This is a genomic window from Streptomyces sp. I05A-00742 (genome assembly GCF_013055795.1).
Classification (GTDB): Bacteria; Actinomycetota; Actinomycetes; order Streptomycetales; family Streptomycetaceae; genus Streptomyces.
The window spans coordinates 133,271-148,333 of the sequence record NZ_JABETO010000002.1 but is presented as its reverse complement, the minus strand read 5'-3'; the positions used below and the strand labels follow the sequence as shown (position 1 = coordinate 148,333).

General features: G+C 73.6%; 10 protein-coding genes. 9 read left to right on the top strand and 1 reads right to left on the bottom strand.

The window, feature by feature from the left end; genetic code table 11:
• Positions 1 to 191 precede the first annotated feature (191 nt).
• The 4 genes from HN013_RS02650 to HN013_RS02635 all read left to right on the top strand — a co-directional run bounded on the left by HN013_RS02650 (position 192) and on the right by HN013_RS02635 (position 6,614).
• Positions 192 to 1,115, top strand: a complete 924-nt coding sequence (locus HN013_RS02650) for an LLM class F420-dependent oxidoreductase (RefSeq protein WP_171162498.1) — start codon at positions 192 to 194, stop codon at positions 1,113 to 1,115.
• 51 nt (positions 1,116 to 1,166) lie between these two features.
• Positions 1,167 to 2,138, top strand: coding sequence for a homocysteine S-methyltransferase (mmuM, locus tag HN013_RS02645; protein WP_171162496.1), 972 nt, complete (start codon positions 1,167 to 1,169; stop codon positions 2,136 to 2,138).
• A gap of 88 nt (positions 2,139 to 2,226) precedes the next feature.
• Entirely contained in the window at positions 2,227 to 3,891 is a 1,665-nt protein-coding gene (locus HN013_RS02640; protein WP_171162494.1) for a 3' terminal RNA ribose 2'-O-methyltransferase Hen1, read from the top strand.
• Positions 3,888 to 6,614 (top strand): polynucleotide kinase-phosphatase, encoded by a 2,727-nt coding sequence (locus HN013_RS02635; protein ID WP_171162492.1) that lies wholly within the window; start codon positions 3,888 to 3,890, stop codon positions 6,612 to 6,614. The genes HN013_RS02640 and HN013_RS02635 overlap by 4 nt, the downstream gene beginning before the upstream one ends.
• A 52-nt stretch (positions 6,615 to 6,666) precedes the next feature.
• Here the strand turns inward: HN013_RS02635 and HN013_RS02630 are convergent, their stop codons facing one another.
• A complete protein-coding gene (locus tag HN013_RS02630) occupies positions 6,667 to 7,764 on the bottom strand; it encodes a GlxA family transcriptional regulator (RefSeq protein ID WP_249374673.1) in 1,098 nt (365 codons plus the stop codon).
• 71 nt (positions 7,765 to 7,835) lie between these two features.
• On the opposite strand from HN013_RS02630, the gene HN013_RS02625 reads away from it, so the two are divergent.
• The 5 genes from HN013_RS02625 (at position 7,836) to HN013_RS02605 (ending at position 14,889) form a co-directional block, all read left to right on the top strand.
• Positions 7,836 to 9,287, top strand: a complete 1,452-nt coding sequence (locus HN013_RS02625) for an MFS transporter (protein WP_249374672.1) — start codon at positions 7,836 to 7,838, stop codon at positions 9,285 to 9,287.
• 19 nt (positions 9,288 to 9,306) lie between these two features.
• Entirely contained in the window at positions 9,307 to 10,608 is a 1,302-nt protein-coding gene (locus HN013_RS02620; protein ID WP_249374671.1) for an arginine deiminase, read from the top strand.
• A gap of 75 nt (positions 10,609 to 10,683) precedes the next feature.
• Entirely contained in the window at positions 10,684 to 11,748 is a 1,065-nt protein-coding gene (argF, locus tag HN013_RS02615; RefSeq protein ID WP_171162489.1) for an ornithine carbamoyltransferase, read from the top strand.
• Between the two features lie 71 nt (positions 11,749 to 11,819).
• Complete coding sequence (locus HN013_RS02610) at positions 11,820 to 12,647, top strand: enoyl-CoA hydratase family protein (protein WP_171162487.1); 828 nt, start codon at positions 11,820 to 11,822, stop codon at positions 12,645 to 12,647.
• A gap of 1 nt (position 12,648) precedes the next feature.
• Positions 12,649 to 14,889: a bifunctional salicylyl-CoA 5-hydroxylase/oxidoreductase gene (locus HN013_RS02605; RefSeq protein ID WP_171162485.1), complete on the top strand. Its 2,241-nt coding sequence runs from the start codon at positions 12,649 to 12,651 to the stop codon at positions 14,887 to 14,889.
• The last annotated feature ends 174 nt before the right edge of the window (positions 14,890 to 15,063 follow it).

The following is a 15,063-nucleotide window of genomic DNA, read 5'->3' as shown; positions in this document are numbered from 1 at the left end:
CTCCGGCAGGGAAAACCGGTGCGCGGGCCGGGCGGTCCGGCTCCGCCGAGGCCAACGATCACCGTGCGTGCCGGATACTGGCCGCTGCCCGGACGGCCGGTGCGAGCGGGGGAGATTCACCCGACAGGGGCCGGTGCGGCGGCGCGGGGGCCGTGCGGTTGACCTGTGTTCGAAGGTGCAGGATGGGAGGTATGGACCTGCGCATTTTCACCGAGCCCCAGCAGGGGGCGAGCTACGACACCCTTCTCACCGTGGCCAAGGCCACCGAAGATCTCGGCTTCGACGCCTTCTTCCGCTCCGACCACTACCTGGCCATGGGGTCCTCCGACGGGCTGCCCGGTCCCACCGACGCCTGGATCACCCTGGCCGGGCTCGCCCGGGAGACCCGGCGCATCCGGCTCGGGACGCTCATGACCGCGGGGACGTTCCGGCTGCCGGGTGTGCTGGCCATCCAGGTGGCCCAGGTCGACCGGATGTCGGGCGGGCGCGTCGAGTTGGGGCTGGGCGCCGGCTGGTACGAGGCGGAGCACACGGCGTACGGAATCCCCTTCCCGAAGGAGAAGTTCGGGCGCCTGGAGGAGCAGCTGGCGATCGTCACGGGACTGTGGGGAACGGAGGTGGGCGGGACATTCGACTTCGACGGCGAGTACTACCAACTGGCCGACTCCCCGGCGCTGCCCAAGCCGGCCCAGCCCAAGGTGCCGGTGCTCATCGGGGGCATGGGGGCGTCCCGGACGCCGCGGCTCGCCGCCCGGTACGCCGATGAGTTCAACGTGCCCTTCGAGTCGGTCGAGGCCACCCGGCGGCAGTTCGGCCGGGTCCGGGCGGCGGCCGAGGAAGAGGGCCGGAAGGCGGACGACCTGGTGTACTCCAACGCCCTGGTGGCGTGCGTGGGCAAGGACGACGCCGAGGTGGCGCGCCGGGCGGCGGCCATCGGCCGGGAGGTCGACGAGCTCAGGGCGAACGGTCTGGCGGGTTCTCCGGCCGAGGTGGTCGACAAGATCGGCCGGTACGCGGAGGCCGGCGCGTCCCGTGTCTACCTCCAGATCCTGGATCTGGACGATCTCGACCACCTGGAGCTGATCTCGGGACAGGTCCAGTCCCAACTGGGCTGAGACGACGAGGCGGAGGAGGAAGGCCGGAGCCGGAGAGCAGGAGCAGCCGCGATGACCGAACCCCGTACGGCACTCGCCGAGGCGCTCCGGCGCGGGCCGCTCGTCCTCGACGGCGGGCTGTCCAACCAGTTGGAGGCGCAGGGCTGCGACCTGTCCGACGCCCTGTGGTCGGCCAGGCTGCTGGCGGACGACCCGGGGCAGGTCGAGCGGGCACACGCGGCCTATGTGCGGGCGGGTGCGCGGGTGCTGATCACCGCCGGCTATCAGGCCACCTTCGAGGGGTTCGCCCGGCGCGGGGTCGGGCGGGAGGAGACCGCGGAACTGCTGCGGCGCAGTGTCGAACTGGCGCGGCGGGCGGCCGCGGAGGGGGAACGGGAGGTGTGGGTCGCCGCGTCGGTCGGTCCCTATGGGGCGATGCTCGCGGACGGGAGTGAGTACCGGGGACGGTACGGGCTGAGCGTGGCGGAGCTGGAGCGGTTCCACCGGCCGCGGATCGAGGTGCTGGCCGCGGCCGGGCCGGACGTGCTGGCGCTGGAGACCGTGCCGGACGCCGACGAGGGGCGGGCGCTGCTGCGGGCGGTGCGCGGGTGTGGAGTGCCGGTCTGGCTGTCGTACAGCTGCGCCGGCGGGAAGACCCGGGCCGGGCAGCCGCTGGCGGAGGCGTTCGCGCTCGCCGCCGGGAACGACCAGGTCATCGCGGTGGGGGTCAACTGCTGTGCGCCGGGGGAGGTGGAGGACGCCGTGCGGATCGCCGCGCGGGTGACGAGGAAGCCGGTCGTGGTGTATCCGAACAGCGGGGAGGGGTGGGATGAAGGGGCACGGCAGTGGCGGGGGCGTTCCGCCTTCGACCCCGGCATGGTGGACGCCTGGTGGGATGCGGGCGCCCGGCTCGTCGGCGGCTGCTGTCGCGTCGGGCCGGACCGGATCGCGGAGTTGGCGGTCAGAGTCACGGAGTTGGCCGACTGGACCGCGGGGCCGGCCGACCGGACCGGTGGTCGGCAGGGCGGCATGGGGAGCCAGTGAGGGGCAGGAACCTCGCGGGAGTCGGAATCGGGGTGGGAAGCGGAAAACCAGTGGGGGAAGGGGTGGACGAACGGCAATAATCGGACGGGTGTTCCTGACTATCAGTACCACCGGCGACAGCGACGTTCCCGCGACCGACCTGGGGTTCCTGCTGCACAAGCATCCCGAGCGGGCGCAGCGGTTCTCCACCTCCCACGGCACCGCCCATGTCTTCTATCCGGAGGCCACGGCGGAGCGCTGCACGGCAGCGCTGCTGCTGGAGGTGGATCCCGTGGCGCTCGTGCGGCGGGGCAAGGGAAAGGGGCGCGGCGGCGCGCCCGATTCGGCCCTGGCGCAGTACGTCAACGACCGGCCCTACGCCGCGTCCTCGCTGCTGGCCGTGGCGATGGGCAGCGTCTTCTCCAGCGCCATGAAGGGCCAGTGCGCCGCACGGCCCGAACTGCCCGGCCGCAGACTGCCGTTGCGGGTCGAGTTGCCGGTAGTGCCCGCGCGCGGTGGGGCCGGGCTGGTGGAGCGGCTCTTCGCGCCCCTCGGCTGGAAGGTGACGGCGCTGCCGCTGCCGCTGGACGAGAGGTTCCCGGAGTGGGGGGACTCGCGATACGTCTCGCTGCTGCTGGAGGGCGAGCAGCGGCTCGTCGACGCGCTGCGGCAGCTCTACGTGCTGCTGCCCGTGCTGGACGACGCCAAGCACTACTGGGTCGCCCCCGACGAGGTGGACAAGCTGCTCCGCACCGGCGAGGGATGGCTGGAGGGCCACCCCGAGCAGCGGCTGATCACCAGCCGCTTCCTCACCCGCCGCTGGTCCCTCACCCGGGACGCGCTCGAACGGCTCGCCCTGGCCCGGCTCGCCGAGACCGAGGGGGCGGAGTCCGAGGAGCTCGACAACGCCGTGGACGAATCGGTCGACACCGAGGAGAAGCCGGTGCCGCTGGCCGTCCAGAGGCGTGAGGCCATCGTCGGTGCCCTCCGCGAGTCCGGTGCCGCGCGGGTGCTCGATCTGGGGTGTGGGCAGGGCCAGTTGGTGGGGGCGCTGCTCAAGGACGCCCGGTTCACCGAGATCGTCGGACTCGACGTGTCGATGCGCGCCTTGAAGGAGGCGTCGCGACGGCTGCGGCTGGACCGGCAGTCCGAGCGGCAGGCCGCCCGGGTGCGTCTCCTCCAGGGGTCGCTCGCCTACACCGACCGGCGGCTGACGGGGTACGACGCCGCCGTCCTCAGTGAAGTCATCGAGCACGTCGACCTGCCGCGGCTGCCGGCCCTGGAGCACGCGGTGTTCGCCGCCGCGCGCCCGGCGACGGTCGTCGTCACCACACCGAACGTCGAGTACAACGTCCGTTGGGAGAGCCTGCCCGCCGGACATGTGCGGCACGCGGACCACCGGTTCGAGTGGACGCGCGAGGAGTTCCGCGGCTGGGCCGGCACGGTGGCCGAACGATACGGCTACGGGGTCGAGTTCCGTCCCGTGGGGCCCGACGACCCCGAGGTCGGTCCGCCCACCCAGATGGCGGTCTTCCACCGCGACGCCACCGACCCCACCAACAACCCCACCGACCGCCGCGGCCCCGGCCGCCACCGTGACACCACGGACCCCACCCCGGGCACGGAGACCACCGCGTCCCCGCCCGCCGCAACCCCGCCCGCCGCAACCCCGGCCGCCACGACCCCGGCCGCCACGACCCCGGCCGCCACGAGCCCGGACACCGCCACGACCCCGGACACCGCCACGACCCCGAAGGAGGAGAAGGCAGCATGAGCACCCCCGTCACCCCGCACACCGCACCGGAAGCGGGGGTCCGTACCCTCGCCGTGCCCGACCTCTCCCTCGTGGTGCTCATCGGTGCCACAGGATCGGGCAAGTCCACCTTCGCCGCCCGGCACTTCGCGCCGACCGAGACGCTCTCCTCCGACGTCTGCCGGGGGCTGGTCAGCGACGACACCAACGACCAGGCCGCGACTCCGGACGCCTTCGACGTCCTGCACTACATCGCCGGCAAACGGCTCGCCGCCGGGCGCCTCACCGTCGTCGACGCGACCAACGTCCAGTCCGAGGCGCGCAAGCACCTCGTCGGGCTGGCCCGCGAGCACGACGTCCTGCCCGTCGCGATCGTCCTCGACGTCCCCGAGGACGTCTGCGCCGAGCGCAACGCCGCCCGGCCCGACCGGGCGACTCTCCCGCGCCGCGTCATCCAGCGCCACCAGCGCGAACTGCGCCGCTCACTGCGTCACCTTGAGCGCGAGGGGTTCCGCAAGGTGCACGTCCTGCGCGGAGTGGAGGAGGCCGCGTCCGTCGAGATCGTGCGGGAGCGCCGCTTCAACGACCTGCGCCACCTCACCGGCCCGTTCGACATCGTCGGAGACATCCACGGCTGCCGCGGCGAGCTGGAGAGCCTGCTCGCCCGGCTCGGCTACGCCGTCGAGCGCGACGACGCGGGACGCCCGGTGGACGCCGTCCACCCGGAGGGCCGCACCGCAGTCTTCGTCGGCGACCTCGTCGACCGCGGCCCCGACAGCCCCGGTGTGCTGCGGCTGGTGATGGGCATGGTCGCCGCCGGGCACGCCCTGTGCGTCCCCGGCAACCACGAGAACAAGCTCGGCCGGTACCTGTCCGGACGCAAGGTCCAGCACACCCACGGCCTGGCCGAGACGATCGAGCAGCTGGAGCGCGAGGACCCGGAGTTCCGGGAGCGCGCACGGGAGTTCGTCCGGTCGCTGGTCAGCCACTACGTGCTCGACGGCGGGGCGCTCGTGGTCTGCCACGCGGGGCTGCCCGAGAAGTACCACGGCCGGACGTCCGGCCGCGTCCGCTCGCACGCCCTGTACGGCGACACGACGGGCGAGACCGACGAGTTCGGCCTGCCCGTGCGCTACCCCTGGGCCGAGGACTACCGGGGCCGCGCGGCCGTCGTCTACGGGCACACCCCCGTACCGACCGCGACCTGGCTCAACAACACCCTCTGCCTCGACACCGGCGCCGTCTTCGGCGGCCGGCTGACCGCACTGCGCTGGCCCGAGCGCGAGCTGGTGGACGTGCCCGCCGAGCGGGTCTGGTACGAGCCGGTCCGGCCCCTCGCGCAGGACGCGCCGGGCGGGGCCGACGGCCGGCCGCTCGACCTCGGCGACGTCACCGGACGCCGCGTCGTGGAGACCCGGCACATGGGCCGCCTCGCCGTGCGGGAGGAGAACGCCGCGGCGGCGCTGGAGGTCATGAGCCGCTTCGCCGTCGACCCGCAGCACCTGCTCTACCTGCCGCCCACGATGGCGCCCTGCGCCACCTCCCACGAGGACGGCTATCTGGAGCACCCGGCCGAGGCGTTCGCCGCCTACCGGGCGGAAGGCGTGCGGCGGGTCATCTGCCAGGAGAAGCACATGGGTTCGCGGGCGGTGCTCCTCGTCTGCCGCGACGCGGAGACGGCCCGCGAGCGGTTCCGCACGGTGGAGGGCGTCCCCGGAGCGGTGTTCACCCGTACCGGACGGCCGTTCTTCGACGACTCCGAGCAGGCGCGACGTCTCCTAAACAGGGTCGCCCGGTGTGTCGGGGCCGCCGGTCTGTGGGACGAACTGGGCACGGACTGGCTGCTGCTGGACGCCGAGCTGATGCCCTGGTCCCTCAAGGCGGGCGGACTGCTCCGCAACCAGTACGCGGCCGTCGGCGCCGCCTCCCGCACCGTCCTCCCCTCCGCGCTCGCCGCGCTGGAGGCCGCGGCCGGCCGGGGCGTCGACGTCGCCGGGCTCCTCGGCCACCAGCGCGAGCGCTCCGCGGACGCGGCGGCGTTCTCGGAGGCGTACGGACGCTACTGCTGGCCCGTCGGTGACCTCGCACGCGGCCGGCCCGGCGAGCCGGGCCCGGACGGGCGCCCGCGCCCCCTGGGCACGTCGGAGACCGACGGCCTGGACGGCATCCGGCTGGCGCCCTTCCAGATACTCGCCGCCGAGGGGCGGGCGCTCACCCGAATACCGCACGACGGGCAACTGGCGCTGATCGACCGGATGATCGAGGCCGAGGAGTCCGGCGCCGAGGCCAACAACCACCCCTGCGCCCACCCGCCGACCACATGGATGAACCGTGTCCTGACCCCTACCCGCCGCCTCGTCGTCGACACCGAGGACGAGACGTCCGTGGCCGCCGGTACCCGGTGGTGGCTCGACCTCACCGCCGGCGGCGGCGAGGGCATGGTGGTCAAGCCGCTGGAGGCGTATGTCCGCAAGGAGGACGGCAGGCTCGTCCAGCCCGGCATCAAGTGCCGCGGCCGGGAGTACCTGCGGATCATCTACGGACCCGAGTACACCCGGCCGGAGAACCTCGCCCGGCTCCGGAACCGCCACCTCGGCCACAAGCGGTCGCTCGCCCTGCGCGAGTACGCGCTGGGGCTGGAGGCCCTGGACCGGCTGGCGGACGGGGAGCCGCTGTGGCGGGTGCACGAGGCGGTGTTCGCGGTGCTCGCGCTGGAGTCGGAGCCGGTGGACCCCCGGTTGTGAGGGGCCGCGCCCCGTGCGCCGGTATATGCGCACGGGGCACGTCCCCCGTCCCCTACGCCGTCCGCCGTGCCCGGAACGTCCTCCGGTAGTCGTTGGGAGGGACGCCGACCGCCTTGGTGAAGCGGCGGCGCAGGTTCGCCGCGGTGCCCAGGCCGCAGAGTTCCGCCACGCGGTCCACGGAGGCGTCGCTCGCCTCCAGCAACTCCCGCGCCCGCGCGATGCGCTGGGCCTGGAGCCACTGCATGGGCGTGGTTCCCGTCGCCGCGTGGAAGCGGCGGGCGAGAGTGCGCGGGCTGGTGTGCGCGTGGCGGGCGAGGTCGGCGACGGTCAGTGGCTCGCCGAGCCGCTGCCCGGCCCAGTGCAGGAGGGGCGCCAGTGAGTCGTCGGTCCGCTCGGGCAGCGGTGCCTCGATGAACTGGGCCTGGCCGCCCGGCCGATGGGCCGGGGCGACCAGCTGGCGGGCCACCGCGTTGGCGGCCTCGACGCCGAAGTCCTTGCGGATCAGATGCAGGCAGACGTCGATGCTCGCGGTCGCCCCCGCGCCGGTGATGACGTCGCCGTGGTCGACGTAGAGCACGGACGGGTCCACCCGCACCGCCGGGTAGCGTTCGCCGAGCAGCCGGGCGTACCCCCAGTGCGTCGTCGCCGTCCGGCCGTCCAACAGGCCCGTGGCCGCGAGCGTGAACGCGCCCGAGCACAACGACACCACCCGCGCGCCACGCCGGTGCGCCTCGCGCAGGGCATCCAGCAACTCTCCCGGAGGGTCCCCGTGCACATCGGCGGAGGCGGGGACGAGCACCGTGTCGGCGGTGACGAGTTCCTCGGCGCCGTGTGGCGTCGACGCCCGGAACCACGAGCGCGCGCGGGCGTCGCCCTCCGCCGTACCGATGGCGCAGACGCGCAGGTCGTACCAGCCCTCGGGGGCCGCCACCCGGCTCCCCCCGGTCACGTCCTCGCCGGAGCCGTCCCCGCCGGGCATGCCCCCGGCGGCGGCGCCGCCCGGCCGCCCGCCGTCGCCACTCCGCCCGTTGGCGCCGCCCCATGCCAGGACGCCGCCCCTGCCGAAGACGTCCGTGCCGAACACATGGCAGGGGATGGCCAGCTCGAAGAACGGCATGCCGTCAGTGGCTGCCACGGCGATCGAAGGCATGGCAGCAATGTACCGGGCGTTGTCGTTCTTGCCACTCGTGGCCGTGCGCCGTCCTCCCGATGCTGGGGTGCATGAAGTCCTTGCCGGAGAGCGCGAAGCCCCAAAACCCCCTGTCCGGGCCCCATCCCGGACCCCATCCCGAACCCCGCCCCGCATCCCGCCCTGACCCCCGCCGCTGGCTGGTCCTCGCCGTCGCGTCGGCCGCCCAGTTCCTCGCTGTCCTCGACGTCTCCGCGATCAACGTGGCCTTCCCGGTGATCGGCGAGGACTTCTCCTCGGCCTCGGCGGCCGGCCTCTCGTGGGTGCTCAACGCGTACACCATCGTCCTCGCGGCCCTGCTGATCCCGGCCGGGCGGCTGGCCGACGTGCTGGGCCGGAGGCGGGCGTTCCTCCTCGGCCTCATCCTGTTCGGGCTGGCCTCCGTCGGCTGCGGCCTCGCCCCCGGACTCGGGTGGCTGGTCGCGGCCAGGGTCGCGCAGGGCATCGGCGCGGCCGTGCTCGTCCCCACCTCGCTCTCCCTCGCGCTGCCCGCCTTCCCCGCCGCCGAACGCGCCACGGCCGTGGGCGCCTGGACGGCCATCAGCGCCCTCGCGGCCAGCGCGGGCCCGGTGATCGGCGGGCTGCTCGCGGCGTCCGACTGGCGCTGGGTCTTCCTCATCAACGTCCCGGTGGTGCTGGCGGCCCTGGTGGCGGGCGTCCGCCTGCTGCCCCGGCCCGTTCCGGCCGGCCGGCAGGGCTGGGACCCGCCGGGGACGGTGCTGGTGTTCGTCGCCGTCGGCGCCCTGACGACCGCCGTCGTCGAGGCCGGTGACTGGGGCAGGAGCTCGCCGGCCACACTCGGCGTGCTGGCGGCCGGGATCGTGGCGGCGGTGCTCGGCGTCCGGCATGTGCGGCGCGTCCCTGAGCCGGTCGTCGACCCGGCGCTGTTCCGCACCCGGGGCTTCACGGCCGCCACCCTCGGCCTGTTCAGCTACTTCCTCGCCTACTCGGCCATGCTGCTCGCCGCGTCGGTACTCTGCTCCGACGTCTGGGGCTGGTCCGTGCAGCGCTCCGGGCTCGCCCTCGCGCCCTGGCCCGGCACGGTCCTCGTGATCTCCGCCCTCTCCGGCCGCGTCGTCGGGGCGATGGGGGAACGGGGGGCCGCCACCCTCGGCGCGGTGTGCTTCACGGCCGCCCCGCTGTGGTGGCTGACCGCCGTGCACGGCGCCCCGCACTACGCCGCGGCGCTCCTGCCCGGCCTGATCCTCGCCGGAATCGGGACGGCGCTCTGCCAGTCGGTGATGTTCGCGGCCGCAGGACGGCTTCCGGAGCACCGGATGTCGCTCGGCTCCGGCGTCCTGATGGTGTCGCGGCAGGGCGCCACGGCCCTCGGCGTGGCGGTCCTCGTGGCCCTGGGCGGCGGCGCCCACCGCCTGGGCCTGGGAACTCTCCGCGCGGGCTGGTGGTTCGCGGCGGTGACCGCCGCCCTCGCCCTGGTGGCCTGCCTGACGTTCCGTCGTGGCACACGGGGTGATCTCGCCTGAATCAGGTGAGGATGGAGGGATGGGATTCCATGTCGATTCCGAGGCCGGACGGCTGCGGCGGGTCATTCTGCACCGCCCCGACCTGGAGCTGAAGCGGCTCACGCCCTCCAACAAGGACGCTCTCCTCTTCGACGACGTGCTCTGGGTTCGCCGCGCACGCGCCGAGCACGACGGGTTCGCCGACGTGCTGCGCGAGCGCGGCGTCGAGGTGCACCTCTTCCAGGACCTGCTGGAGGAGAGCCTGACGGTGCCGGCCGCGCGCACGCTCGTCCTGGACCGCGTCTTCGACGAGAAGGAGTACGGCCCGCTGGCCACCGGCCCGCTGCGCGCGGCCTTCGAGCGGATGCCCGCCGCCGAGCTGACGTCCTGGCTCGTCGGCGGGATGACCAAGCGCGAGTTCCTGGAACGGCACGCGGAGCCGGTCTCCGTCCGCTTCCATGTGATGGACCTCGACGACTTCCTGATCAACCCGCTGCCCAACCACCTCTTCACCCGCGACACCTCGGCCTGGATCTACGACGGGGTGTGCATCAACGCCATGCGCTGGCCCGCCCGTTGGCACGAGACCGTGCACTACGAGGCGGTCTACCGGCACCACCCGCTGTTCGCCGCGACCGGTTTCCACATCTGGTCGGAGGGCCAGGCCGCCTACCCGTCGACCATCGAGGGCGGGGACGTGCTGGTCATCGGGCGGGGCGCGGTCCTGATCGGGATGAGCGAGCGGACCACCCCGCAGGCGGTGGAGATGCTGGCGCACCGGCTCTTCGCCGCCGGCTCGGCGCGGACCATCGTGGCGCTGGACATGCCCAAGCGGCGCGCGGTGATGCACCTGGACACGGTGATGACGATGGTGGACGGTGACACCTTCACCCAGTACGCGGGGCTGGGCATGCTCCGCTCGTACACCATCGAGCCCGGCGTCGGCGAGCGGGAGCTGAAGGTCACCGACCACCCGCCGGGCCATATGCACCGCGCGATCGCCGCGGCCCTCGGGCTGGACGGGATCCGGGTGCTCACCCCGACGCAGGACGTGCACGCGGCGGAGCGGGAGCAGTGGGACGACGGCTGCAACGTGCTGGCGATAGAGCCGGGCGTGGTGGTCGCGTACGAGCGCAACGCGACGACCAACACCTTCCTGCGCAAACATGGAATCGAGGTCATCACCATCCCCGGCAGCGAGCTGGGGCGGGGGAGGGGCGGCCCGCGCTGCATGAGCTGTCCGGTGGAGCGGGACCCCGTCGAAGGCCCCGCCCAAAGCCCCGGTGGGAGGCCCGGGGGAGGTCCCGGGGGGAACCCCCAGGGAGAGGAGCTGAGACCATGAGTGCATAATGTTGCGATCAAGCGCATAGAATTCCAGTGCAAGGGCATTCGGCGCACGGCATTCCAGGGAGTCCTCATGGCGACAGTCCTCGCGGGCCGCGGCCTGCTCAAGGAGACGGATCTCAGCGCCGGGGAGTTCCACGGCCTCGTCGAGCTGGCCGCCGAGTTGAAGGCCGCCAAGCGCGCCGGCACCGAGGTGCCCCGCCTGACCGGCCGGAACATCGCGCTGGTCTTCGAGAAGACCTCGACCCGCACCCGCTGCGCCTTCGAGGTCGCCGCCGCCGACCAGGGCGCCCGGACGACGTACCTCGACCCCGCCGGCTCCCAGCTCGGCCACAAGGAGTCGGTCAAGGACACCGCCCGCGTCCTCGGCCGGATGTACGACGCCATCGAGTACCGGGGGCACGCCCAGGAGGTACTGGAGGAGCTGGCCGCGTACGCCGGGGTCCCGGTCTTCAACGGGCTGACCGACATGTGGCACCCCACCCAGATGCTCGCCGACGTCCTCACCATGTCCGAGCACACCGCCAAGCCCCTGGAGCACGCGGCCCTCGCCTACCTCGGCGACGCCCGCTACAACATGGGCAACTCCTACCTCGTCACCGGCGCCCTGCTCGGCATGGATGTCCGCATCGTGGCCCCCGAGGAGCTCTGGCCCGCCCCCGAGATCGTCGAACAGGCGCGGCAGCTGGCCCGCCGGAGCGGCGCCCGGATCACGCTCACCCAGGACGTCGCCGAGGGGGTGGCGGGCGCGGACTTCGTCGCCACCGACGTCTGGGTCTCCATGGGCGAGCCCCGTGAGGTGTGGGACGCGCGGATCGCCCTGCTCGCCTCCTACGCCGTCACCATGGACGTCCTCCGGGCCACCGGCAACGCCGCCGTGAAGTTCCTGCACTGCCTGCCCGCCTTCCACGACCTCGGCACCTCGGTCGCCCGCGAGATCCACGAACGGCACGGCCTCACCTCGCTCGAAGTGACCGACGAGGTCTTCGAGTCCGTGCACTCCGTCGTCTGGGACCAGGCGGAGAACCGGATGCACACCATCAAGGCGATCCTCGTGTCCTCCCTCGCTCGTCCGGACAACGCCGTTCCCGGGAACGCCCACCCCGGGGACCCCGCCCTCCCTATCGCGCACTCGTGACGACAGTCACACATCGGTGATAGCTTCGCCGGGCAGGCACCAGCCCACCCGGCTGAAGGAGGCCGTGCTCGATGAGTCCGTTCACCGGATCCGCGTCCACGACCGAGGAATGGCGGCACCTGCGCCTGACCGTCGACTCCGGCGTCGCCGCCATTACCCTCGCCCGCCCCGACAAGCTCAACGCGCTCACCTTCGGCGCCTACGCCGACCTGCGCGACCTGCTCCCCGAACTCGCCCGGGACGGCTCGGTACGGGCCCTCGTCCTCGGCGGGGAGGGGCGCGGCTTCTGCTCCGGAGGGGACGTCGACGCCATCATCGGCGCCACCCTCGCCATGGACACCCGGCGGCTGCTCGACTTCAACCGCATGACCGGCCAGGTCGTCCGGGCCCTGCGCGAGTGCCCGTTCCCCGTCGTCGCCGCCCTGCACGGCGTCGCCGCGGGCGCGGGCGCGGTGCTCGCCCTTGCCGCCGACTTCCGGGTGGCCGACCCCACGGCCCGCTTCGCGTTCCTCTTCACCAAGGTCGGGCTCTCCGGCGGCGACATGGGCGCCGCCTACCTCCTGCCCCGCGTCGTCGGCCTCGGCCACGCCACCCGGCTGCTGATGCTCGGCGACACCGTCCGCGCCGCCGAGGCCGAACGCATCGGACTGATCAGCCAGTTGGTACCGGACGGGGAGGCGGCCGACGCGGCGCGCGCCCTGGCCCGCCGGCTGGCCGACGGGCCCGCCCTCGCCCACGCCCAGACCAAGGCCCTGCTCGCGGCCGAACTCGACATGCCCTTCTCCGCCGCCGTCGAACTCGACGCGGCCACCCAGGCCCTCCTGATGAACAGCGCCGACTACGCCGAGTTCCACGCCGCGTTCACCGCCAAGCGGCCTCCCGAGTGGCGGGGCGTCTGACGTGCGGGTCGCGGTCATCGGCGGCGGCCCGGGCGGGCTCTACGCCGCCGCCCTGCTGAAACGTCAGGACCCCGGGCACGAGGTCACCCTCTGGGAGCGCAACGCCCCCGACGACACCTTCGGTTTCGGCGTGGTCCTCTCCGACGAGACGCTCGGCGGCATCGAGAGCGCCGACCCCGAGGTGTACGCCGCGCTCCGCCGCGCGTTCGTGCGCTGGGACGCCATCGACGTGGTGCACCGGGGACGGACCCTGCGCTCCGGCGGCCACGGCTTCGCCGCGCTCGGCCGCCACCGCCTGCTGGAGATCCTGCACGAGCGCTGCCGCGGCCTCGGCGTCGCCCTCCGGTTCCGCGCCGAGGCGCCGCCCGCCGCCGAACTCGCCCGCACCCACGACCTCGTCATCGCCGCCGACGGCGTCCACAGCGCCACCCGCACCGCGCACGCCGGCCACTTCCGGCCCGTCCTCACCTCGCACCGCTGCCGCTACATCTGGCTCTCCGCGGACGTCGCGTTCGACGCCTTCCGCTTCGAGATCGCCGAGACCGAGCACGGTGTGATGCAGCTGCACGGCTACCCCTACTCCCCCGACTCCGGCACCGTGATCGTCGAAATGCGCGAGGAGGTGTGGCGCCGGGCAGGCTTCGACCGCCGTACCGAGCGGGAGACCCTGGACGCCTGCGGCGCCCTGTTCGCCGGGGCGCTGGACGGACGGCCTCTGCGCGCCAACCGCTCCGCCTGGACGGCCTTCCGCACCGTCGTCAACGCCCGCTGGTCGTACGGCCGCACGGTCCTCCTCGGCGACGCCGCCCACACCGCCCACTTCTCCATCGGCTCCGGCACCAAGCTCGCCGTCGAGGACGCCCTCGCCCTGACCGGGCAGCTCGCCGCCCACCCGGACGTCCCCTCGGCCCTGGCCGCGTACGAGGCCGAGCGGCGACCCCTCGTCGAGTCCACCCAGCGCGCCGCCCGCGCCAGCCTGGAGTGGTTCGAGGACCTGGCGTGGCACCGGAACCGGCCGCCCCGCCGGTTCGCCTTCGACCTCCTCACCCGCAGCCGCCGCGTCACCCACGACAACCTCCGGCTGCGCGACCCGGACTTCGTCGCCGCCGTCGAGGAGGAGGCCGGCGTTCCGCCCGGCACACCCCCCATGTTCACCCCTTTCCGGCTGCGCGGACTGACCCTGCGCAACCGCGTCGTCGTCTCCCCGATGGACATGTACTCCGCCACCGACGGCACCCCCGGTGACTTCCACCTCGTCCACCTCGGGGCGCGGGCTTTGGGAGGCGCGGGGCTGGTGATGACGGAGATGGTCTGCGTCAGCCCTCAGGGACGGATCACCCCCGGCTGCACCGGGCTCTACGCGCCCGCCCACGAGGCCGCCTGGCGCCGGATCACCGACTTCGTGCACGAGGCGGCCCCCGGGACCGCCGTCGGCGTGCAGCTCGGGCATTCCGGGCGCAAGGGGTCGACCCGGTTGATGTGGGAGGGCATCGACGACCCGCTGCCGGACGGCAACTGGCCGGTCGCCGGGCCGTCGCCACTGCCCTACCGGGCGGGCGTCAGCCAGGTGCCCCGCGCGCTTGATACGGGAGAACTCCGCGCGATCGAGGACCAGTTCACGGCCTCCGCCGAATCCGCCGCCCGCGCGGGCTTCGACCTGCTCGAACTGCACTGCGCCCACGGCTACCTGCTCTCCTCCTTCCTCTCCCCCCTCACCAACCACCGCGACGACGCCTACGGCGGTGACCTCGGCCGGCGCCTCGCCTACCCCCTGGAGGTCTTCGACGCGGTCCGCGCCGTGTGGCCCGCCGAGCGCCCCATGACCGTCCGGATCTCGGCCACGGACTGGGCGGAGGGCGGCACGACCGCCGACGACGCGGTCACCGTCGCCCGGGCCTTCGCCCGGCACGGCGCGGACGCCGTCGACGTCTCGACGGGCCAGGTCGTGCCCGAGGAACGGCCCGCGTTCGGCCGCTCGTACCAGACGCCGTTCGCGGACCGGATACGGAACGAGGCCGGCGTCCCCGTGATCACGGTCGGCGCCATCTCGTCGTGGGACGACGTCAACTCCCTGATCCTGGCCGGACGGGCGGATCTGTGCGCGCTCGGCCGGCCACACCTCTACGACCCGCACTGGACCCTGCACGCCGCGGCGGAGCAGGGGTACGCCGGGCCCGGGGTGTCCTGGCCGGTGCAGTACCGGGCGGGGAGCCGCAGGCCGCCGGTGGGGCGGCGGGTCTAGGGGGTGTCCTGCCCCGGTCCCTCCCTTTCACCGTTTCTGCGGGGGCAGGCCGCCGCACCCCCTGAGCGCGCCTGCGGCGCGCGTCCTCGCGCGGGGCGCGGTCCCGGGGGCCCCGGGGCGAAGCCCCTGATACACGAGCCCGGACTGCCGCCGGGCCCGCATCGCCGCGCCGCC

Coding starts and splice junctions, on each gene's coding strand:
- HN013_RS02610 (WP_171162487.1), top strand. CDS start 11,820: ATGAGTCCGTTCACCGGATCCGCGTCCACGACCGAGGAATGGCGGCAC.
- argF (WP_171162489.1), top strand. CDS start 10,684: ATGGCGACAGTCCTCGCGGGCCGCGGCCTGCTCAAGGAGACGGATCTC.
- mmuM (WP_171162496.1), top strand. CDS start 1,167: ATGACCGAACCCCGTACGGCACTCGCCGAGGCGCTCCGGCGCGGGCCG.
- HN013_RS02620 (WP_249374671.1), top strand. CDS start 9,307: ATGGGATTCCATGTCGATTCCGAGGCCGGACGGCTGCGGCGGGTCATT.
- HN013_RS02635 (WP_171162492.1), top strand. CDS start 3,888: ATGAGCACCCCCGTCACCCCGCACACCGCACCGGAAGCGGGGGTCCGT.
- HN013_RS02630 (WP_249374673.1), bottom strand. CDS start 7,764: ATGCCTTCGATCGCCGTGGCAGCCACTGACGGCATGCCGTTCTTCGAG.
- HN013_RS02650 (WP_171162498.1), top strand. CDS start 192: ATGGACCTGCGCATTTTCACCGAGCCCCAGCAGGGGGCGAGCTACGAC.
- HN013_RS02625 (WP_249374672.1), top strand. CDS start 7,836: ATGAAGTCCTTGCCGGAGAGCGCGAAGCCCCAAAACCCCCTGTCCGGG.